Origin of the sequence: Acidiluteibacter ferrifornacis (assembly GCF_009909615.1) — a bacterium.
In the GTDB taxonomy this organism is placed as follows: Bacteria; Bacteroidota; Bacteroidia; order Flavobacteriales_E; family Vicingaceae; genus Acidiluteibacter; species Acidiluteibacter ferrifornacis.
Genome location: NZ_WWNE01000005.1, coordinates 388602 through 410119, shown reverse-complemented (window position 1 = coordinate 410119; position 21518 = coordinate 388602). Strand labels below are relative to the sequence as shown.

Genomic DNA, 21518 nt, shown 5'->3' with positions numbered 1-21518 from the left:
TTGAAATAAGAAATAGAAGGGTTTTATGTAAGTTAAGAGAATATTTGAGAAAAAGCCTTCTCCACCATCCGCTCACTATATCCATTCAGTTTTTGATGTGTTGGCATCCAACCCAATAAAAAACGAGTAAAATCCGCCCAGGCGATTGGAAATAGGATTCTCCATTCTTTCTCTAGTCCTCCTATATCAATCACTTTATCAGATTGCATTAATTTAGACTTCAACACTTGAAAATAGTAATCCAGTAATTGTTCTTCGAGCCTTTCACATTCCTTTTCAGATAAACAACTGCCTAAAAAGTACACCACGTCTTTCATTCCACAACCGCCACCGACATACTGAAAGTCCACAGCTGCGACTTGCTTCATATCTTTAGAAAAACAAAAGTTAGCCACCTTAGCATCTCCATGTACGATGGTTTTATAGGTGCAATTTCTAAGGATTTCATCGATTTGAAAAGCTTTCTGTTTTAAAGGACTGTCTGCCATAGCATCAAACTCATCAGGTCGAGTGGCTAGGTGCCAATACGTTCCTTCTTCCCACAATCCTGTAGGAGAATCATTCAGAAAAAGTGCATGGAAATTGGCCAACCATTTCAAAACCACTTTCGCTTCCTCAACGTTTAAATTGGACTTTCGAAATGGATAGCCTGAAGCATCCAAGTCTTCTAGAATAATCAAGTGTTGATCATCTGTAGATTGAGAGGCATAGCATTTTGGGATTCTGCATGATGCATCACATCGATAAGCCCAGTTTTTATACCACTCCATTTCTACTTCATACGATTTTACTTTCCGTAGATGCGATCGATCAGTGTTCCATCCTCTCGGATGACTGTTTGCTTCGTGTAAATTGATCAATTTAGCAATGATAGACTTTGGAGAACTTTCATCAAATTGCAGTCTTAAAATTTTCCCATATCCACTCCAAAGCGTTTGAATGGTTTCGGTTTTAACTACTGGTGGATAATTCAGTCGAGAAAGAAGTCTGTTTAGAGTTGAATGATTAGTCACATGGCAAATTTACAGCAATAGTTATTGAATTTAGAATTTTATATCTAATCGCACACCCGGATAAAAACGCTTAAAATTGTCTTCCATATATAATTGTGATGAAAATGTAAAATGACTATTGATAGATTTACTAAGTCCAAATCGAAAAGTATTCTTATCAAATAAATCACCTTGACGAGAAACTAAATAACCAAATTCTAATCCAACAAAATGCTCTTCATCTTCTTTATTGAAATAATATGAACGATAACCGATATTCAAAAACGTATTGATATTCATCTCTCTATTATTTACAAAATCATACATCAGATTCGTAGAAACATAGCCATTGTGAGAAATTTTACCTTTTTTATAGAATATAAAATCCATAGAAAAAGTGAGATCAACTAAACTAGTGTTTTTTAGCAAACTAATACCAGTACCCATTTGAAGTGCAAGCACATCATTATATGAATTTTTTCTATTCTGACCGTCTATTTCAATAACTTTGCTATCAATGATTTGAAAAAACAATGATCTTGAAAGTCGTGATTTTTCTGGTAAAGAATCAACAACCATTTGTACGCATTTCGCCATATCAATATCTAAAATTATCTCTAAATCATTAGTTGAAATGGTTATCTCTAAACCTTTGTATCTAAGAATAGCCTTATCTCTTACCCCGGTATTAATTAGGGAAGATTCAGTATTTAAAAAGACCTTTCTTTGCTCCCCATCTTCTATAGTTAAAAGACTATCATTTATATATGTTACTATTTCAGATTTATCGAGTTGAAGCTCGTTTATAATTTTAGGTAATTGAGCTTGAAATTTCTTAACAATAGTCGCTGCATCATTATTTTCTTTTAGTTTGATGTAATCATCCAACTCAATCACTACTTCTATTCTATTATCAATAAATACAGTTACAGAATCTGGTATTTGCTGACAAATCCCAATAAATGGAAATAATACAGCTACTAAGTAAATCCAAGTCTTTTTCATCGTTTTGTTTTTAAGGGTTATTATTGGTTAGAAGCAAATGAGTTAATCTTCACTTTCAGATTCTCTGATTCCACTTTTGTTGATTTACTCGTTTTATAAACTGGATAAATCATTTGGTGCGGCTTTATCGACTCTTTGTCAATAATTGTATCATTATTAGCCAATGAAACACCCAATGTATCTCTATTTTCGATTTGTGTTATGTATTTAATTTGCTTCACATAAATAGTATCTGTTAGATACACATAATGCGGTTTAGATACGATCAAATCTTTCTTCGACTTGAATTTATCATCTTGCTTTAATGACTGAATATCAACCTCAAGGCACTTCAATTGTTCTTCTTTTTGTTGCAATTGCTTAGACTGAGCTAAATAGTTTGAGTTCATTACATTCATGCTTTTGGCAAGCTGATTCATTTCTTTATGATGTTGATGCTGAATAAGATAGATAACAAAGGAAGTACAGATAAACAATAGAATTACCGCTACCGCCAAATGATGCCATCTAATTGGAGCTTTATCTGCAATTAAGTTTTGCTGAATTGCAGTCCAAACGTAAGGTTTAGAGTGTTCGATTTCATTGGAATACAAATCATTGTCTTGCCCGAACTTACCTTTTATTATATCATCAAAATCAGATGGTTCCATAGGATCTATTTTCGTTATTTATACTATTCATTAAACTAGTTCTAGCTTTCTTCAATTGAGTTTTTGAAGTGTTTTCACTAATTTTTAAAAGTGTTGCAATTTCCTTGTGAGAATACCCTTCAATCACATACAAACTAAAAATGGTTCTATACCCTGTAGGTAATTGTTCAATCATTTTTAAGATGTCCGAAGCTTGCATCTGCTCCACACTATTTGGTGAGTTGTTTTGAATTTCAATGGTGTGCAATTCATTCTCAAAATCAAATTGACTCCGTTTATTCAACAGTCTAATTGATTCATTAATTACTATTGTCCGAATCCACTTACCCAGACTTCCTTTGCCTTGGTAGGAAAAAGATTTTAGATTATTGAAAACCTTTGTAAATGTTAGAATGATAGCATCTTCAGCTTCGTGATGATCACTTAAATAGCGCATCGAAATGATGTACAATTCCTTGTAATAATTGCTATACAAGGTTTCTTGCGCATGTCGATTATTATCGATGCAATGTTTAATTAGTATTTCTTCGTTTAAGATCAATTCTTTCAATTGGATTGGCTTTCGAATGTATAACCTAGGAAGTTCTAAATTGGTTGTCTGGGGGTGATTAATAATAATGAAAAATACAGTAAAGCTTTTACAATTAAGTGATTGCAATAATCACATCCTTTAAAAATAAGAACTTAGTTAGAATTGAATCTACAATTTAGCCTCTACTTACCCGAGCGAACCAGATTATTCGCTCGGGGCCTGCTAATTATTTACTCTTTGTTTCTAGACTTTTTTACTCTTCGCCCTTTCCACGGAGCATTTTTTTGCCAGTCTCCTGCCATTATACATCCATATGGAATTACTTCATCCAAAACTTCACCTAAACCAAACTCACTCATTTGTGCACGAACACTCGCCGCATTTTTATAGGCAGATGGCAACTCAGAGATATCAATTTCATTGGAGTAGAAACGAATATCTAATCCTTTCGTTTCTTCAATAAAAATATCTTCAACAGTTCTATCAGATTTTGACTTTTTATGCTGAGTTCTACTACTATTCCTTCCAGCTCCATGAGGTGCAAATCCCAAATTGTTTGCTGTCGTTTTTCCTCTTACAATCAAAATTGGCTCAGCCATGTTTAATGGAATCAATCTAGGCCCTGTAACGTCTGGCATAAATTTCTGATCTAATGGAGTAGCACCTTTTGCATGATAGAATAAATCTTCATCTTTAAAAACAAAATTGTGCTCATTCCAATATCGATCTAATACAGCTTGTCCTATTTTTTCAGCTGTAGCATTATGAATTACGCTGTGGTTTTCTTTCGTCCACATTCTAATAATTTGCAATGCCTCCCAATAGCTTTGTCCTTCATCCGTATCAAAAGGAATCCAAGCATTCTGTTTCGGCGTTTCTGGTGACAATTTGTTTCTAAACTTATTGGCTACTTTCATTCCTTTCGTATACAAGTTTGCTCCTACACCTCTAGAACCATGATGTGTAACTAACATTGTATTTCCTGTTTTCTTAGACTTTCCTACAAATAAAAAGTGATTTCCATCTCCTTGAGTACCTAAATGTTTTCTAGCAACTTGAATAGACCTTTGCTCATTCAAAAAATGATTGCTTTCAAATGCTTCTAACAATTCCGGTCTAAAGTAATACTGATCGTCTCTTTCTCTTCCTCCTGGTCCAAAATGTGTAGATTGATGTGCTGCATCTAACACTGTCTTAGGATCTGCCATTCCGAAGTCAGTCAACATCACTGAGCAACAAATATCTGCGCTGTGCATTCCTGGATGAATTGCATTCCTTGTTACAACTACGCCTCCGACAGGAATTGTTCCTACAGGTCCTGCAGGACAAGCATCAGGCATCACCGTACCTGAAACAATAGTAGGTGTTCGCATCACCACATCCATCGTTTCTTTCACTTTAGCAATGTTCTCTTCTTCCAATTCACTCTCTGCCCTAATATTTAAATTGTATTGTTTTGCTGTTTCAAATATTGGAAGTGCAGGCGGTAGTTTAAATTGTTTTAAATAGTCTAATATTTCATTTTGAGTTAACTCATTTGAATTGATGAAGTCTAATGCTTCAACAAACCATTTATCAGGTACAAAGCCCCATTTAATCAAATCATTTCCGTTTACTTTTCTTTTTTCTTCCATTTGTTTATTATTTACAAGGCAAAGCTGAGAACCATCTACGCAATCTTTTTGCGCAGTAAAAAAATAATTATAATTTTATGCCATGCCTATCAACAAAAAAGCTCTAATCCGATTTCAAACCATTGATAAATGTTTACAGAATTCATTTAAAAAGTGGACATTAAATGATTTAATTGAAGCTTGTTCGGATGCGCTATATGACTTAGAAGGAAAAGATGTAACTATAAGTAAACGTACAATTCAATCTGATATTCAATTGATGAGAAGCGATAAATTAGGCTATAATGCACCCATTAAAGTATATGAAAAAAAGTATTACAGATATGAAGATCCTGATTATTCGATTAGTAAAGTACCATTAACTAAAAATGATCTAAATGTACTTTCTGAAACAGTTTCCATGTTGAATCAATTCAAAGGCTTTTCTCTATTTAGTGACCTTCAAGATGTCATTAAACGTTTGGAAGAAAAGGTAAATACAGAAATTCTTCACCAATCTCCAATTATACATTTTGATAGAAATGAACACTTAAAAGGATTTCATTTTTTAGATACTTTATACCAGGCTATTCAAAAAAAACTTGTACTTTCACTAAGCTATCAATCCTTTAAAGCAAGAGAAATTTCTAATATTAATTTATCCCCATACTTATTAAAAGAGTACAACAATAGGTGGTTCATTCTTGGAATTATTGGTGACAAAGTAGACAATATTCAAACTTTGGCACTAGATAGAATTGTGGATATCGAATACAATACTAAAGTAGATTATCAAGTAATCGATTTTGATTCAGATGAATTTTATAAAGATACCATTGGTGTGACGGTTTTAAAAAATCAACCACCAGAAACAATCGTATTTCAGATTGGAAGAGAAAATGCTCCATATGTTATTACTAAGCCGTTTCACAAAAGTCAAGAGTTATTGGGGACTCATGAAGATGGCAGCTCTATTTTTAGGATGAAAGTCCATCACAATTTAGAACTTGAGCGCTTGCTGTTGGGTTTTGGAAAGCACATTAAAATCATTTCACCAACTTCCCTAAAACGAAAATTGAGAAGTCATTATAGGAAAGCTCTTAGAAATTACCAAGATTAAATATTGGAAACATTTATTAATACCCTACTCCAATCGCCTTCCATTTCTGACGAAACGTATCGGGGCAAGAATCCAACACTCCACTTTTCCAATCTAACAAGATTTGATACTCCGAATCTTCCAAACGGTATACTTTTACCATATAATTCTGACGAGTAAAGACATAATGACTAATCATCGGTTCTGGAAATGAGGTGAAATTATCTTCTCGGAAATGACCAATACATTCTGCAACCGGAAATTTCAAATCTAACATCACGATTGCAGGAGAGGTTTGAAGTTGATTGCTTGATTTGGTATCTAATAAAGTTTCATGTCCTTCCCCGTTATATACTTCAGTAAACGTTCGTTCAAATTTGGCCACGTCTAGAATAAACAACTGCCATGATTCTGGAGCGCTTTCATTTTCCAATAAAGTCGATTCCAAAAAAGAGGGAAATAGTTTACCTAAATCATTTAAAGTATAGCTTGTGGATGGATGTTCCAATAAGAAATTCCATGCAAAGTGTTGGAATAGTTTTTCACCCAATGCATTCAATAACCCACGATATTCTACTTTAAAACATTCGATTAGCCGAGCAAAATATCCGTTGTGATAAATTCCTATTCGCTGTTCACTCGTCAATGTATCCGATGGAGAAACAACAGATTGAATGTTCCAATGTTGGTCGTTGATGGAAGTTTCTTCTGCACCAATTACAGCGCCTTTTGGATGAGTAATCACTCCCACCATCCATTCTTGAATTTGTTTTAAATCACTCATTATTCCTAAATAGCTGGTGTGGTTGACAATGCATTGGAGACTGTTTCTGTGTTATTTGAAATCAGTACTTCTTCAGGAAGTTTTCCATTTTCAAAAATCGCTTTCGCTTTTAACACTTCCTTTTTCAATTCAGGAAACTCAGGGATATTGGAATCCCATTCCAACAAAGTAGAAACTGGCCCTGTTAATTGGATTGTCTTTTGGTATAGCTCCCAAACGGCTTGAACCACATGATTGTCGTGTGTATCGATGATATGAGTACCTTTATTTAAATGCCCAGCTAAGTGAAACTGCACCACTTTTTCCAATGGCAATGCTTTTACGTATTCAAACGGATCAAACTGATGATTGAAAGAGGACACATAAACGTTGTTTAAATCCAATAATAATCGACAATCGGATTGATTGGCCATCTCTCGGATAAAATCCCATTCAGTCAATGTATCAGACTTAAATTGAAGATAAGAACTTGGATTTTCCAAAACCAATGGGCGCTCTAAGAAATCACTTACCACTTTGATGCGCTCAACAACATGTTTCAAAGTTTCTTCATTCAAAGGCAACGGCAATAAGTCGTGAGTGTTTTTTCCCAATACTCCCGTCCAACATAAATGATCGGAAATCCATTGTGCATTGATTTCCTTTTCCATGACTTTCAACTTCTTTAAATAGTCAAAATTAATTGGATCAGTACTTCCGATAGACATTGAAACCCCATGCATCACAACAGGATAGCGTTCAGCAATTTGATGTATCACATATCTTGGAAAACCTTTAGAATCAATAAAGTTCTCAGAGATAATTTCAAACCAATCAATCTCTGGCTTATTATTGAGTATATACTGAAAGTGCTTACTTCTAAGTCCTAGACCAAATCCTAGGTAAGGGAACGCTTTTTCTTTTTCCATTTCAAACAAAAAATGCGATGCAGAAACTTCTGCATCGCTGTTCACTTCATCAATGATATTATTTGGTAGGCAATGGACAAGTATTCCCTTGGTCGCCACTTGTAGGATTTAAAGCAGGAGAATACCTTCGTGGCATTACTTTACCATTGTTGGGTTTTACGGTCTTACCTGCTTTTTTGACTTTTTCTTCAAACAAAGTTCTGGCTACCTCCCAAACATGCTTTCCTCCATAAGTTTTTGTTCCCTTAGAATAGACCTGGCAGGGAGAAATCGGAGATTGACATCCACCTTGACCTGAACAATCATTTAAGCCGGGAGTTGGAGTTTGACCTGCAGGAGCATATCCGCAACCACCCAGACCTTTACATTGATTAGACGTACTGCATGCTTGTTCTACAGTGGCACAGTCTCCATCACCTGGACCAGTTCCTGAATTATTAAACCCTTTTCCTGCACACATATTCAAACCTTGACAAACGTGCGCATCTGCAGGTATAGGTGGCCAAGGAGTTGGTTTGCTAGTATAATTCCACTGAGGGGCCTCTCCACCTTGCCAAACCGATGTGGCTAATGTGCCGGTTTCAGACATTCCTCTCAAATTTAAACTAGTGTTTGGGGACGAAAAATCAGCATTCATCTGATTAATTACCTTAGAATATGCCTCTGTTAGTTTACCTTGAGCTACATTGATTACTTCACTATTTGTTTCTTGATACTGAGGAATAGTATTGGTTTTTAGGTAAGTTTTTATATCATTAAATCGTTCCCAATGACTAATTTCATCCAACTCTTGATATTCTTGGCCAGGTTCAGGAACATATGCTCCAGGCATAAAACCTTCGGCTCCATTACCTTCTCCTTCTTCCACGATACAAGCCATAGCATTCAATGCATCCTCTAGCGTTTGAATCGATTGCTTTACTTCTCCATATTTTCCTTGAAAATTAAGTTTTTGATAGGCATCATTATCGGCGGAATACAATTCATCCCATAAAGCTTCCACTCCATAGGCTAAAGCGTGATATAAGTCACCAATTGAATCGTATTCTTCTTGGTATAGTTTAGGTCCGTTTGGAGAAACTGGATTGCTTGGATTTTCATCGTAGTGGTAATTGGGGTCAGGAGCTTCAATTGCTAGCATTGTATCAATGAGCGTGCTTAAATTACCTTTTACCGGTTTTCCAATAATTCCATTCAAACAACTCGGAGGATTATTTAAATCGGGAGCAGTTACAGAAGGCCTAACTCCTAATGCATTTGCAATATTACAAGCCAAAGTCAAATGATACATTTCTTGTACTGCTACAGACATGATAACATCATAAGCGGAAAACAATTCTGTGACTGTTCCGCTGTCTGAAGTGCTTGAATGAACAGTAGCCGGAATAACTTTATCTGCTCGATTTTCCATTTTTATTGAAGATGCAGCACTTAAGTATACAGGAATTGTAAATAACTCTACAGCAACAGCTGTATTTAATGCTTTAGTTAAGTTCTCCTTAGTCCATGATTGACCTATGGGTGTAGATTTTTTCATTTTTAGTTTAGTTTTAATTTGATTTGGGGATAAAAATATTTCAAAACATTACACACCACAATACGGGTAAACTCGCATAATTGTTGGAGTCATCATACCCTAGTGCATCATGACTGCAGCAAAAATTAAATTCCTACACAATCACTGTTTTAGAAATCGATCTACTATAATCTTATCACTTGAAATTAACTGTATCAAGTAAATCCCATTCGTAAGTCGACTAATTGGAACTTTCACATGAGATAGAGCATTAACTTCTTTTTGAATTAAGAGCTCTCCTTTAACATTAAAAATAAGAAGCTCTTTTGCATCAGGAAAAACACTTAAATCCAAAGTTATATACTCTTTTGCAGGGTTTGGATATATTTTCAGAGTCGATGGATTGATTAACTCCTTTTCATTTAAATAGACAGAAGTAGATAGATAGGGCCGAAACGACAATACTTTTACTTTTGAATTGGCTGACCAATCGCAAAAAACAGTAAATAACAAACTATCATTTACTTGAATTAAGGATTGGTATTCACCCGGTTCATTTAACTGAAATGGTGCAGAATACAAAATAGAAGGTGTACTAAAAGTGAGTCCAGAATCTGTGGAGAAACAATAGTTAAGAAAAAAATTATTGCCGTTTTTTTGGTTATAAATCACATGTATTCCTCCAATAGAGTCTTGCAAAAATTCAGCATATGCTCCTACACTTATATAAGTTGAATGCCATCTACTTGTATCCGAGTTTTGAAAATGATAGTTCAAATCAGTATTTAATTGATGAGGTCGATGGCTCAAAATTGATTTGTATTGTCCTCTAGATAAACGAAGAGGCTTACAAAGTGCGTTGTGCTCACTATTATCAATTGTGTCAAGTGGAGACCAAGTCCCCCCTAAATCATCACTTATTGATGCATATATTTTTTTTTGATTATTATCTCCAAAAGATATCATTAACTTATCGTTAGGTAGGCTTGTTATATCGGGACCGACAGGATTTTTAGAAGGAATACTAAATGAGTGAGGAACACTCCAGCTAACTCCACCATCAACGCTTTTGATATAATTTACAACTCCTTCTACAATTGGAGTAAAACTAAAATAGGAATACACCATATGCAATTCACCATTACTTGTTGCTACTATTTGAGGATAGTCTGCAATTTCATCATTTACGTGCGGGAAACTTATAAATTGCCAGTTCGCACCATCGTCCGATGACCTATAAAGTGCTAAATCCATATTTAGTATGCTTGAACCTCCATTATTTCTTCGCATCATCACTAAGTATATGTTTCCTATGCTATCAATGGTCATTACAGGATCATACGCGTCTCCACGTCCTTGATTTCCATTTTGTATGGTATCAATCGATTGCCAGTTGAGACCTTCATTAACACTTCTATAAATCACGACTCTATCAACTGAATTCGTCCTCTCCATTACTGCAGCAATTAGCGAATTTTTATGAGTTAGGATGGTCTCCAACTCTAAACTATTAGTTTGATTTATAGAGACAGTATTTTGTGCTACAATTGAACTCCACCCCCAAAAAGAGAGGATAATTATTATATATTTCATGCTACAATTATAACAGAGTTAAAATACATTTTGCTATGTTTCATTTTACGATTGCATTAACTTATTTGTCCAAAATGTCATTATTTTTTATTATCACACTTTCCTTATTTTTGTGAACTTTAAATAAAATTTCCTCAATGTTGAAATCCATTAATTACTACAGCATATTATTAATTCTTTTAATTGGTAATTCCCCATTACTAGCCCAAGAAGAAGGAGCTTATAATTATATGGATGAGCAAGAGGATACTACTCGATTTTTTATTGGGATAAATTTTGGAGCTTTTTTTGCCAATAACAATACCGCGGGAATGTATTCCGGAACTCCAGGTGCCACTCCCTATGGAATTCAAACTGTTTTTAATCGTCAAGAATACCAACAAATTTTTAATAACTATTTCCAGCATCCATATACCATAGAGGAATACCCCAATGATCCTAAATACAATACCGCATTTGAAATTGGATTACACGCTGGATATAGATTAGGCAAGCGTTGGTCGTTATTTCTTGACTTTAACACAGTACAATTGAGATATGAACAAGCCTTTACTGTAGCTATAAACGACCCTAGAAACCAACAAGTAGGCCCTACTTATCAATCCATACCAATTTTTGGCAAAGAGAGTCGAATCCATGTCAATTTAGGAGTACAATATAATTTCTATACTTCTAACCAGTCTTCGGCATATATTTCTTTGTTTGGCAATGCTACCGATGTAGAAATGAAAAGCAACAATTTTGTTGTTAATAACCAGCAATATGAATTATTCCATTATGATTTTAATCTTCCTAGTCAACGCATTGGTGGAGTCGGATTTGGAGGTGGAACTGGTTTAGGATACAAATTTCATTTGAATGAACAAATCCTTGCCGACCTTTACTATAACCTAACTTACACTGAAATTAATCTTAAAGCAGGCTTTCAAGAGTATGGAATTCAGAATGGCTTAGGTGTTAGAATTCTTTGGGCAAAGTGATAAACATAAGCAATTTTTAAGTGTTATTAAGTATGTATACTAGGTCTGTATACTATGGGTAGGATGGATTATGACAGATAAATTAGATTTAGAAAACGAGCAGAAATGGTTAGGGGGGCACGATCGTCCTTTTTATTTTTTTGGTCCATGTAGCGCTGAAACTCCAGAACAACTTAGGAGTACTGCATCTGGTATCCACAAAAACTTCAAAAACGTTTTTTTTCGGGCTGGCATTTGGAAACCTAGAACACGTCCAAATACTTTTGAAGGAATAGGTATTGAAGCGTTGGAATGGTTAAAAGAGATTAAGCGGGAGTTTGGATTTCAAATTACTACAGAAGTGGCCAACGCCTCACACGTTGAAGCCTGTTTAAAAGCTGGTGTAGATGTCTTATGGATTGGAGCAAGAACAACAGTTAATCCATTTTCCGTTCAAGCGATCGCAGACGCCTTGGAGGGAGTAGATATACCAGTTTTAGTTAAAAACCCCATAAATCCCGACCTGGCACTTTGGATTGGAGCTTTGGAACGCATCAATAAAGCAGGCATAAGAAAGCTAGGAGCTATTCATCGTGGATTTCATATGACTGAAAACGGACCATACAGGAATTATCCCAACTGGAATATCGCAATCCAATTAAAGGCAACTTATCCTGAATTACCCATTATTTGTGACGCAAGTCATATTTCTGGTAAACCTGAATTAATTCCTCATGTGGCTCAAAAGGCAATTGATTTAGATATGGATGGTTTAATGATTGAAACACACATAAACCCTGAGGTTGCATTAAGTGACAAGCAACAACAACTCAGTCCCGATCAATTAAATGAAATCGTTAATGGGCTAACTCCAAAAAGCAAATACTCCACTGATGTAGCATTTAAATCTAAACTTGAAATTCTTCGAGAACAAATTAATCAAATTGATAATGAATTAATTGAACGAATTGCAGAACGCATGAGTCTTGCCAAGCAAATAGGCCAATACAAAAGAGAAAAAAACGTAACTGTTTTTCAAATTGAACGTTGGCAAGAAATTTTATCAAGAAGTTTAAAAAATGGTGTGGCATTGGGGTTAAACGAGAAGTTTATTAAAGATTTTTTAAACTCAATTCATGATGAATCTATTCGGCAACAAACCAACAATCACAAAAATGTATAATGACTTGAACATTTCTATAATAATTTAAAACTTACCATTTTAACACTTTAAATTTAAAAGCAAAAAAGTCATCATCATTCCACTTATGAGTTAAACCAAATCCAATTGTTTAATATTTTCAATTCGATTCCTTACTAAAAAGGCATCAATGGTTTCAAAATGCTCAATCACTCGTTGATCTTTAAACTCAAATACTTTTTCTGATAATCCTTGTAAAAAATCTCTATCGTGAGATACTAAAACAAGTGTTCCATCAAAAGCTTTTAGCGCCTCCTTCAATACGTCCTTCGACTTTAAATCTAGGTGATTGGTAGGTTCATCCAAGATCAATAAATTAACAGGCTCTAGCAGTAATTTTACCATAGCTAGTCTCGTTCGCTCCCCCCCAGACAAAACACTGACTTTTTTATCAATATCATCACCACTAAACATAAATCCTCCTAAAATGGTTTTTATCTGGGTTCGGATCTCTCCTTTTGCAACTTCGTCAACAGTTTGAAAAACAGTCAACTCGGAGTTCAAAAGGGCTGCTTGGTTTTGAGCAAAATACCCTACTTTTACATTGTGTCCTAATTCACACTTCCCTTCTATTACAATTTCCCCTAAAATAGCTTTAATCATGGTGGATTTTCCCTCCCCGTTTCTTCCGACAAAAGACACCTTTTCTCCACGACTAATTGCAAAACTAGCGTCTTTAAATACTATATGGTCTCCGTATTGTTTTGAAAGATGAGAAACACTAATTGGATAATCACCAGACCTTGGTGCAGCAGGAAAACGCAACCTTAATGCTGAAGTATCAACTTCATCCACTTCAATAAGTTCCATCTTCTCTAACATTCTTTCACGAGCATTTACTTGATTTGTTTTAGAGTAAGTTCCTCTAAATCGCTCAATAAAGGCCTTATTGTCTGCTATTATTTTCTGTTGTTCCGCAAAGGCTTTTTGCTGATGCGCCCTTCTTTCTTCTCTCAGCTGTAAGTAGTGACTGTAATTTGCTTTGTAATCGTATATCCTACCCATCGTTACTTCAATGGTTCGATTAGTGATATTATCTATGAAAGTCCTATCATGCGATATAACAATCACCGCCTTAGCTTTATTGATTAGAAAGTGCTCTAGCCATATCACTGACTCTATATCAATATGATTGGTCGGCTCATCTAATAAAATTAAATCAGGTTTTTGTAAAAGAATTTTAGCTAACTCAATTCTCATTCTCCAACCACCGCTAAACTCACTTGTTGGACGTGAAAAGTCTTCGCGTTTGAAACCTAAACCTTTAAGCGCTTTCTCAACTTCAGCATCATAATTTATATCTTCAATGGCATAAAATTTTTCACCTAAGTCACTAACTCGATCAATCAAAGCCATATACTCCGATGATTCATAATCAGTTCTTGTTTCTAATTGTTTATTGATAGAATCAATTTCATCGCGCATGGAGAAAATTTCTTTGAATGCTTTCGCAGCTTCCTCAAATACAGTACTATCATCTTCAGTCAACAAGTGTTGGGGTAAATAGGCAATTACAGCATCCTTCGGTGCGTTTACTTTACCTCGGGTAGGTTTTTGTGCCCCAGCTATGATTTTCATCATAGTGGATTTTCCGGCACCATTTTTTCCCATTAAAGCTATTTTATCATTTTCATTCACCACAAATGAGACATCGCTAAACAAGGTTTCACCGCTAAATTCTACTGCAAGGCCATCAACTGAAATCATATGTCTTTTTTTTGAGGGCACGAAATTATCAAATATTAAGCACAGTCCAACCATTCCATTGCCAATGCTAGAATAATATAGCTGTGATGCCCCTTCTTTCTATTTACACCCTAACGCTTCTCCTTTGTAACTTATTGACAAATGTCAAGTCGATTGAATTTTAAGCCGACTACTTTTGTAAAAAAAGATGAAACCATCCTTCGAAATTAAAACTGAAATTATCATCAATAGTACTCCTGAACTAATTTGGGAAGTATTGATGGATTGGAAACAATATTCTGAATGGAATCCATTTATTCTTAATATTTCCCAACATCCAAAAACCAACAACCATCTAGTAGTTAATGTACAAGGGATGAAATTTGAACCTGAAATAATTCACAATCAAGCCCCCACTGTTTTTGAATGGAAAGGGAAGCTGTTTGTGAGTGGTTTATTCGATGGAAATCATCGATTTGAGCTCATCAAAATCAGTGAACAACAAACAAAATTAGTACACTCAGAACGTTTTTCAGGATGGCTTGTACCTCTTTTGAAAGAACAATTAATAGTTCAAACGAAACCAGGCTTTGTAGTGATGAATAATGCATTAAAATCTCGTGTAGAAAAGCTCTAAATTATTGTTCTCCTAATAATCCAAATGAATAAGTTGTTTTTAATCTTGCTTTGTGGTTTTTAGCTAAGATCTCTATTTGTTTGATTTGGGCACTAATAAAACCAACCTCCCTTGAGTTCACCATGAATAAAGAGCTTTCTCCTGCATTAAACAATTGTCGTTCACCATTGAGTAATCGATTATAATCCAATACCGTTTGAGTGTAAATATCTAACTGATCTTTAGTTGCTTCCCATTCATTCAATGCAGAATTGATTTTGTAGAGTACTTCAGCAGTCTGGTTGCCATATTCTAATTCTGCCTCCTGCATTTTGTATTCGGCCAATCGTAAGGCTCCTCTCTCTTTTCTCAGGAGTATTGGCATTGAGAATTCTAATCCCCAATTGTAGTTATTAGCGTTATATTCTTCAAATGGCGTAGAATTTATTGCTTCACTTAAAGCATTGTACTTTAAGTTTAAAGTAGGCTTTAACTGCTCTCTTTTTAGGCGCTGATCAATGGCGATTTGTTCCATTTTCAATTGAAACTGCTTCAATTTAGGATGCTTTATTAGTAAGGTATCTCTCTGAGCAAAGTAGTATGGGTCTACTCCCTTTCCTAATATGTTCTCATTTACCTCAGGTTGTGTTCCATTCTCCAATTCCAATGGTATAGTACCATCTGCCCACAAAAAGACCATTAGATGAGCGGCCGCATTGTCATAATCCAATTTAGATTGGCGTAATGCCAATTGTCTATTTTGCATTTGAATTCCGGCTTCCACTGTGTCCATCGCAGGCTGATCGCCTAATAAGGCATTTTGTTTAACTCCCTGATATCGCACATTGGCTAAAGCAACTGCCTCCTGATACACCCTGTAGATATTATAAGCTTCAAACCAATCCCAATAGGCTTTGCCAGATTCAAATAATAACTCATTAACCATAAGTTGCCGCTCTGCAGTGTTCATTTCTTGAAAAAGTTGAGCTTTTCTGAGCTCTGCTCTTCTTTCATCTATAAAAAGACCTGCTCCTACCGGTAAACTAATTCCTGCATACCATAATCCATTGGAAGGAGTATTATTCTCAGGGTTTAAGTAATTGCCTTTATTTTGCTCATAGCCACCTTTCACTTCAATGCCAAACCAAGTCGGAATTTTAACCCCGGCATCAATGAGGCTGTAGTAATTTTTATCATTGAAGTATTTTTGACTCACATCATTGAATAGTTTCGGGTCAAATCCACCTCTAGCTTGCTGCATAGTTGCTTCCCCTACCTGTATTTTTAAGTTAGCTTGTTTGGCTATCGGATGATGAGTTTTCACAATTTCCATAAACTGATCAAAGGACATCACTTTCCCAGTAAGTTCTTGGGAAGATACCTGCAAAGTGAATCCTGTTAATAATAAAGCAATTAAGAAGTTACTACTTTTCATCAGTCGCCGCACTTTTTTCTTTGTTTCCGTTATCGTTAATTTTGTAATAGTCAGGTGGAAATCCATTAATTTTTCGCCATAACTCGTACCATATTGGCACGTCTTTCAACAACAACATACTGGTAGAGCCTGCTCCCACTCTTAATGCTTTTGGCCAAGGGACATCGTTTGTGTCAGGGGCAACCAACACCCGATACTTTCCATTATCACTGATGTAATTATCTATGGCATACACCGTTCCGCCATAAGTACCATAACTTACATTTGGCCATCCTGAAAAAACGATTGCGGGCCACCCATCAAATTGTGTACGAACGTGTTGTCCTATCTCTAATAGTGGAATATCTATAGGCTGAACATACATTGCTATCGCCAAATCATAAGAGGCTGGCATAATGGTCAATATCTCTTCTCCTTCTTTAATCGTTTCACCTATTCCAGATTGAACCGTTCGAATAATATACCCATCTTGAGGAGCTGTCACATAATATAATCCGGACCTGACAGAATAATTCATGTATTGATTTTGCAATTTAGTTACAACTGCTTCAGCGTCATACATATTTGATAATGCCGTATATTTCTGAGATTCAGATTTGGCTACTTCATCTCTGTATTGGGATTTAATAGAGGTTAACTCTACTTTGGCATTCAAAACCTCATTTTTACTGGTTAGTAGCTTATTTTCATAGGAGATAAGTTCGGCTTGTGCTTTTTGTAAGGTCAACTTTCGTTTTTCTAAATCAGTTAGCGATTTTAAACCATCTTCATAAAGCTTTTCCATTCGCTTAAATTGCTCCTCTGCTACTTGAAAATTAATCTGTGCAGCTTGATAATCCATACTATCGCTTTTTATCTTCAAATAGGCCTGTTTGAGTTTATTCTCAGCTTGTTCTAATTTTAATCGACCAGTTAATGCCAATGCATCAATTTGATTATCCAAAGCTTTTATCTTTTCCATGTATGAATTAACAGACATTTCTTTGGCTTTCAATTGTTGTTCAGTATTACTTAATAAGTCGGGATCCAAATAATCATCCTTAACTTCAGTTAAATACAAAATAGTATCACCCTTTTTAACATTATCCCCTTCCTGCACAAACCATTTTTCGATTCTCCCAGGAATAATGGAATGAATAGACTGTTGTCTTTGATTCGGTTTTAAGGTAGTCACATTACCCTTAGAACGGATATTCTGTGTCCATGGCAAAAAGAAAAATAAAAACAAAGCAATTGAAAGTCCTGTAATTACACGAATCAACCTTCTACTCGACTGCATTCGCTCGACTTTTTCCAGAGAAGGAAACTTGCCATTTTGAAGTTTCCGTACAGAACTATTGGAAGATATATTCAGCATGCTATAAGTTTATAAAGTTGATGATTTCTTTCATTTCTTCATAGGTTCCGTATTTCAATATTGAACCACGATTCATAAATACTATTTTATCACATCGTTCGGCTAGGTGGCGATTCGAAGAGATGGAGACCATAGTCCAGTTATTGCTTTTATCAGTTAAGAAATCAATGATTTTTACAACATCAATCTCATCAATACTTTCAAATGCATTTTCTAGCAACAGTAACTTAGGTTTAGAAGCGATGCTTCTAGCCAATAAAATTTTACTCACAACACTGCGTGGCAACTTTTTTCCCAAAGGGTCTAATGGACTATCATATCCTTTGGGTAAGGTTTTAATAAATTCAGATAACCCTAATTTTTCAGCAGCCCATTTAACGTTTTCAAATGGAACACTCGAACGCCCCACAGAAATATTCTCCGTTACTGTTCCTTCAAATAACTGTTCATGACTAAGGTACCCTCCAATTTCTGTTCTCAAAGAATTCATTTGTAGGTTATTCTTAGCAAATCCATTATAAGAAATAGTTCCTTTTTGAACATCAAACAACCCAGAAATTAGATTGAGTAAAGTGCTTTTTCCTGAACCATTTTGGCCTGCTATCATCAGTTTTTCACCTTTTGAAATAGTTAATGAAAGCTCTTCAATTGTGTTTTTCGAATAACCTGGATAAGCAAAAACAACCTTGTCTAACATAATCTCTAACCCTTTACCAGAAGATTCCTTACATAAATCTATTCCTTCATTGGTGTCTAATGTTAAATCAGTCACCTCACCCACTTTCTCTAGAGACGTCAACACATCGTATATTGTTTCTAAACTCAATACTAGTTTTTCAACTGAATTTATCACCAAAAGGATAATTATCTCTGCAGCTACAAATTGCCCAATATTCATTCGCTGTTCGATTACCAATAATCCTCCAATAATCAGAAGACCTGTTGCTACAATGACTTTGAACAAAACCATCATTGAAAATTGTTGAACTAATATTTTAAAGTGACTCTGACGTGCCTCTATATAACTACCTACGTGCCCATCAACCTTCTCTAACGGAAGATTTGAGTCTCCTGCCAATTTAAAGCTGGTAGCTGTTCGCGCAACCTCTTCTAACCAATGCGCTAATTCATACTTGTGTTTAGACTCTTTAATACTCGTTTTTAACCCTCTGACTGAAGTATATCTAAAAATTACATAAACTAAAACCACAAGTATAAAACTAAAAATGATAAAGAACGGATGATAAAACGACAGCAAAATTAGTCCAAATACGACTTGCAATGCAGCTGCTGAAAAGTCTATTAAAATTTTAGAAAGTCCTTTCTGTACAGACATTATATCGAAAAATCGATTCATCAGTTCAGGTGCATAATGCTGATATAATCGTTCCATTTTTATTTTAGGTATTCGATAAGCGAACTCAAATGCGGCACGTGCAAAAATCTTTTGTTGAATACTTTCCGTAATCCTTAGCTGATAAATTTGAAGAATACCTGCAAAGGCTATTCCAGCGACTACAAAAAATACTAAAACAATCCACGAAGTGCTTACCAACCCTCCTTGTATGAGGTTGATTATGGCTTGTATACCCAGAGGAAGAGATAAATTGATCAATCCATTAAAAATTGAATAAACGTATACGTTTCTAATTTCTTTTTGATCAGGTTTTAATAACCTCCAAAATCGCTGAGTAGCTGTTAGGGTAATCGCTTCTTTCTCCATTATACTGAAAGTTTAACTTTACGTGAATCCATTATTGTTTTCAAAACCATATCGGTGTAAAATATAGAAATAGAATCTTCTCCCTTTATGACATCCGTTAACCTTGGAAGATGTTCTGCAAAATAATGTTGGTGGTGTGCTCCTTCGATAACAGTTGAAATAAGCATGTGCGGATATTTGTACTTTGGATTTATTTCTAAAATAATATCACTAATTCTCGCTACAAATTGCTTATAGTCGGTATAGGCACCTTCCTTATTCTCTATATCCACCTCTTTTATTAAATATGCTTTAGAAGATTCACTAATGACAATTCTATTCAATTTTACAACGTCAATGTGAGTATAACTATTTTCATCGGTAACTTGTTCTGTAATTAAATTAATTGAACGCTCTAAACGCTCCTTTGCGGAATGGATGTTGGTTGTTGAAAACACCAAACGATACTCCATCCATCCCCAATACCAAGAAGTAAGATAAAGAAGTAATTTGTGTTTACTTTCATAATATCGGTAAATGGAAGCTTCTGTAGACTCAATATGAGCAGCTAGTTTTCGAAATGTAAAAGCATCAAATCCTATTTTGTCTATTAATTCTATTGCTCCAGCAATAATCTTTTTACCCAACTCGCTAGAATCAGGATGTTTAAGATATAGTTTTTCATTTACCTTAATTTCTACTTTAGATAAAAATCGATCCATAATAAATAATAATTATGCAAAATTAATAGTATTGCTATTGACTCTGTAAGTATGTTTAGTATTTTTTGCTTTTTTTAACACCCTATAAGAGATAACGTTCACGCCTTTAAAACTTTGAGTAGAAGATTGGTAAAGTTCATTTAGAAAGAATTTAGCTCATTCAAAAAAATAGGTTGTATTATCTATCAATGCTAATCTATCAATAAACATTAACTTCGTTAACAAATAAAACGAATGAATAGTTTTAATCTCAAGGACATCAGTGATCAATCAGGTAAAGTAGCAGTTGTTACAGGGGCTAATGATGGACTTGGATTTGAGACTACTAAATTCTTCGCTTCAAAAGGTATTGAGATGGTGATGGCTTGCCGTAATATAGAAAAAGCCTTAGTAGCTAAGAATAAGATTCTAAGTATAATCGCTACAGCAAAACTGGATATAATTCCACTTGACCTTAAATCCTTGAATGCTGTCCATAAATTTGTGGATACTTTTAATACTAAATATAAGCGTTTAGATATCTTAGTGAACAATGCTGGAATTATGATTCCTCCATTTTCATTAACCGAGGACGGTTTTGAAAGTCAAATGGGGGTTAATTATTTTAGTCACTTTTTACTAACTAATTTACTACTAAACCAATTAAAAAGCACTCCAAATTCAAGGGTGGTATCTTTAAGTTCCATCGCTCATAAATCCGGGAAGATTGACTTTAACAACATCAATAGTAAGGGAAAATACAATAAAGTGGCTGCCTACTCCCAAAGTAAGTTGGCTTGCCTTATTTTTGCTAAAGAGTTAAACAAGAGATTAGAAGAGAAGAATAAATCTATTCTTTCTGTTGCCGCTCACCCAGGTGTCTCAGCTACCAATTTATTTCAATTTTTACCTACTTGGTTTAAAGTAGTTGCCCCAATTTTTGAACCTTTGTTTTCTCATTCACCTGAAAAAGCTGCCTTGCCAATTATTGTTGCGTCCCTTCATCCTGAAATTAATGGAGGTGATTACATAGGACCCGGAGGATTTAATGAAATGAAAGGGAAACCGACTATAGCAAAAAGCACTCCCATTGCAAATGATGAAGAGGTAGCAGAAAAGTTATGGGCACTTTCTGAAAAATTAACTAACAACAATTTTAATATATAACA

Annotated in this window: 19 protein-coding genes; 5 read left to right on the top strand and 14 right to left on the bottom strand. The window is 35.0% G+C overall.

All coding sequences use genetic code 11. The features are described from left to right. Window positions 1–32 precede the first annotated feature (32 nt). From GQN54_RS06165 to GQN54_RS06145, 5 genes are all read right to left on the bottom strand, one after another. Entirely contained in the window at window positions 33–1013 is a 981-nt protein-coding gene (locus tag GQN54_RS06165) for an oxidoreductase family protein (protein WP_317163949.1), read from the bottom strand. Window positions 1014–1043: 30 nt separating this feature from the next. Then, complete coding sequence (locus GQN54_RS06160; RefSeq protein WP_160632638.1) at window positions 1044–1997, bottom strand: hypothetical protein; 954 nt, start codon at window positions 1995–1997, stop codon at window positions 1044–1046. A 20-nt stretch (window positions 1998–2017) separates the two neighbouring features. Beyond that, window positions 2018–2647, bottom strand: a complete 630-nt coding sequence (locus GQN54_RS06155; protein ID WP_160632637.1) for a hypothetical protein — start codon at window positions 2645–2647, stop codon at window positions 2018–2020. Beyond that, entirely contained in the window at window positions 2634–3197 is a 564-nt protein-coding gene (locus GQN54_RS06150; protein ID WP_160632636.1) for an RNA polymerase sigma factor, read from the bottom strand. Before GQN54_RS06150 ends, GQN54_RS06155 begins: the two co-directional genes overlap by 14 nt. A 212-nt stretch (window positions 3198–3409) precedes the next feature. Beyond that, complete coding sequence (locus tag GQN54_RS06145) at window positions 3410–4813, bottom strand: RtcB family protein (RefSeq protein ID WP_160632635.1); 1404 nt, start codon at window positions 4811–4813, stop codon at window positions 3410–3412. 82 nt (window positions 4814–4895) lie between these two features. On the opposite strand from GQN54_RS06145, the gene GQN54_RS06140 reads away from it, so the two are divergent. Continuing rightward, the gene (locus GQN54_RS06140; protein WP_160632634.1) at window positions 4896–5912 is read left to right on the top strand and encodes a helix-turn-helix transcriptional regulator; all 1017 of its coding nucleotides are present in this window, start codon (window positions 4896–4898) and stop codon (window positions 5910–5912) included. 16 nt (window positions 5913–5928) lie between these two features. On the opposite strand, the gene GQN54_RS06135 is transcribed toward GQN54_RS06140, so the two are convergent. The 4 genes from GQN54_RS06135 to GQN54_RS06120 all read right to left on the bottom strand — a co-directional run bounded on the left by GQN54_RS06135 (window position 5929) and on the right by GQN54_RS06120 (window position 10692). Further along, window positions 5929–6675 (bottom strand): HvfC/BufC N-terminal domain-containing protein, encoded by a 747-nt coding sequence (locus GQN54_RS06135; RefSeq protein WP_160632633.1) that lies wholly within the window; start codon window positions 6673–6675, stop codon window positions 5929–5931. Window positions 6676–6680: 5 nt separating this feature from the next. Continuing rightward, window positions 6681–7682: an MNIO family bufferin maturase gene (gene bufB, locus GQN54_RS06130; protein WP_317163948.1), complete on the bottom strand. Its 1002-nt coding sequence runs from the start codon at window positions 7680–7682 to the stop codon at window positions 6681–6683. Further along, complete coding sequence (locus GQN54_RS06125) at window positions 7642–9120, bottom strand: ferritin-like domain-containing protein (protein WP_160632632.1); 1479 nt, start codon at window positions 9118–9120, stop codon at window positions 7642–7644. Before GQN54_RS06125 ends, bufB begins: the two co-directional genes overlap by 41 nt. Window positions 9121–9261: 141 nt before the next feature. Continuing rightward, window positions 9262–10692 (bottom strand): exo-alpha-sialidase, encoded by a 1431-nt coding sequence (locus tag GQN54_RS06120; RefSeq protein ID WP_160632631.1) that lies wholly within the window; start codon window positions 10690–10692, stop codon window positions 9262–9264. A gap of 137 nt (window positions 10693–10829) precedes the next feature. Here GQN54_RS06120 and GQN54_RS06115 point away from each other — a divergent pair, with 137 nt between their 5' ends. Both GQN54_RS06115 and GQN54_RS06110 read left to right on the top strand, forming a co-directional pair. After that, on the top strand, window positions 10830–11672 hold the full coding sequence (locus GQN54_RS06115) for a hypothetical protein (protein ID WP_160632630.1): 843 nt from the start codon (window positions 10830–10832) through the stop codon (window positions 11670–11672). 70 nt (window positions 11673–11742) lie between these two features. Next, a complete protein-coding gene (locus GQN54_RS06110) occupies window positions 11743–12834 on the top strand; it encodes a chorismate mutase (protein WP_160632629.1) in 1092 nt (363 codons plus the stop codon). Window positions 12835–12924: 90 nt separating this feature from the next. Here GQN54_RS06110 and GQN54_RS06105 read toward each other — a convergent pair whose 3' ends face one another. Continuing rightward, window positions 12925–14559: an ABC-F family ATP-binding cassette domain-containing protein gene (locus GQN54_RS06105; protein WP_160632628.1), complete on the bottom strand. Its 1635-nt coding sequence runs from the start codon at window positions 14557–14559 to the stop codon at window positions 12925–12927. 187 nt (window positions 14560–14746) lie between these two features. Between GQN54_RS06105 and GQN54_RS06100 the strand changes: the two genes are divergently transcribed. Further along, complete coding sequence (locus tag GQN54_RS06100; RefSeq protein ID WP_160632627.1) at window positions 14747–15175, top strand: SRPBCC domain-containing protein; 429 nt, start codon at window positions 14747–14749, stop codon at window positions 15173–15175. Window position 15176: 1 nt separating this feature from the next. Here the strand turns inward: GQN54_RS06100 and GQN54_RS06095 are convergent, their stop codons facing one another. The 4 genes from GQN54_RS06095 to GQN54_RS06080 are packed head-to-tail and all read right to left on the bottom strand — an operon-like array spanning window position 15177 to window position 20370. Continuing rightward, a complete protein-coding gene (locus GQN54_RS06095; RefSeq protein ID WP_160632626.1) occupies window positions 15177–16589 on the bottom strand; it encodes a TolC family protein in 1413 nt (470 codons plus the stop codon). Further along, window positions 16579–17946: an HlyD family secretion protein gene (locus GQN54_RS06090; RefSeq protein ID WP_160632625.1), complete on the bottom strand. Its 1368-nt coding sequence runs from the start codon at window positions 17944–17946 to the stop codon at window positions 16579–16581. The genes GQN54_RS06095 and GQN54_RS06090 overlap by 11 nt, the downstream gene beginning before the upstream one ends. A 1-nt stretch (window position 17947) precedes the next feature. Next, window positions 17948–19669, bottom strand: a complete 1722-nt coding sequence (locus tag GQN54_RS06085; protein WP_160632624.1) for a peptidase domain-containing ABC transporter — start codon at window positions 19667–19669, stop codon at window positions 17948–17950. Then, window positions 19669–20370 carry a TetR/AcrR family transcriptional regulator gene (locus GQN54_RS06080; RefSeq protein ID WP_160632623.1) on the bottom strand — a complete coding sequence of 234 codons (702 nt, stop codon included), beginning with the start codon at window positions 20368–20370 and terminating at the stop codon, window positions 19669–19671. Before GQN54_RS06080 ends, GQN54_RS06085 begins: the two co-directional genes overlap by 1 nt. Window positions 20371–20604: 234 nt before the next feature. Here GQN54_RS06080 and GQN54_RS06075 point away from each other — a divergent pair, with 234 nt between their 5' ends. Continuing rightward, window positions 20605–21516, top strand: a complete 912-nt coding sequence (locus GQN54_RS06075) for an oxidoreductase (protein ID WP_160632622.1) — start codon at window positions 20605–20607, stop codon at window positions 21514–21516. Window positions 21517–21518: the final 2 nt, after the last annotated feature.

Excerpts from the sequence above, each read along its gene's own strand:
- GQN54_RS06100 (WP_160632627.1), top strand. The coding sequence starts at position 14,747 with ATGAAACCATCCTTCGAAATTAAAACTGAAATTATCATCAATAGTACT.
- GQN54_RS06080 (WP_160632623.1), bottom strand. The coding sequence starts at position 20,370 with ATGGATCGATTTTTATCTAAAGTAGAAATTAAGGTAAATGAAAAACTA.
- GQN54_RS06095 (WP_160632626.1), bottom strand. The coding sequence starts at position 16,589 with ATGAAAAGTAGTAACTTCTTAATTGCTTTATTATTAACAGGATTCACT.
- GQN54_RS06160 (WP_160632638.1), bottom strand. The coding sequence starts at position 1,997 with ATGAAAAAGACTTGGATTTACTTAGTAGCTGTATTATTTCCATTTATT.
- GQN54_RS06110 (WP_160632629.1), top strand. The coding sequence starts at position 11,743 with ATGACAGATAAATTAGATTTAGAAAACGAGCAGAAATGGTTAGGGGGG.
- GQN54_RS06075 (WP_160632622.1), top strand. The coding sequence starts at position 20,605 with ATGAATAGTTTTAATCTCAAGGACATCAGTGATCAATCAGGTAAAGTA.
- GQN54_RS06090 (WP_160632625.1), bottom strand. The coding sequence starts at position 17,946 with ATGCTGAATATATCTTCCAATAGTTCTGTACGGAAACTTCAAAATGGC.
- GQN54_RS06105 (WP_160632628.1), bottom strand. The coding sequence starts at position 14,559 with ATGATTTCAGTTGATGGCCTTGCAGTAGAATTTAGCGGTGAAACCTTG.
- GQN54_RS06125 (WP_160632632.1), bottom strand. The coding sequence starts at position 9,120 with ATGAAAAAATCTACACCCATAGGTCAATCATGGACTAAGGAGAACTTA.
- GQN54_RS06085 (WP_160632624.1), bottom strand. The coding sequence starts at position 19,669 with ATGGAGAAAGAAGCGATTACCCTAACAGCTACTCAGCGATTTTGGAGG.
- GQN54_RS06135 (WP_160632633.1), bottom strand. The coding sequence starts at position 6,675 with ATGAGTGATTTAAAACAAATTCAAGAATGGATGGTGGGAGTGATTACT.
- GQN54_RS06155 (WP_160632637.1), bottom strand. The coding sequence starts at position 2,647 with ATGGAACCATCTGATTTTGATGATATAATAAAAGGTAAGTTCGGGCAA.
- GQN54_RS06145 (WP_160632635.1), bottom strand. The coding sequence starts at position 4,813 with ATGGAAGAAAAAAGAAAAGTAAACGGAAATGATTTGATTAAATGGGGC.
- GQN54_RS06140 (WP_160632634.1), top strand. The coding sequence starts at position 4,896 with ATGCCTATCAACAAAAAAGCTCTAATCCGATTTCAAACCATTGATAAA.
- GQN54_RS06120 (WP_160632631.1), bottom strand. The coding sequence starts at position 10,692 with ATGAAATATATAATAATTATCCTCTCTTTTTGGGGGTGGAGTTCAATT.
- GQN54_RS06115 (WP_160632630.1), top strand. The coding sequence starts at position 10,830 with ATGTTGAAATCCATTAATTACTACAGCATATTATTAATTCTTTTAATT.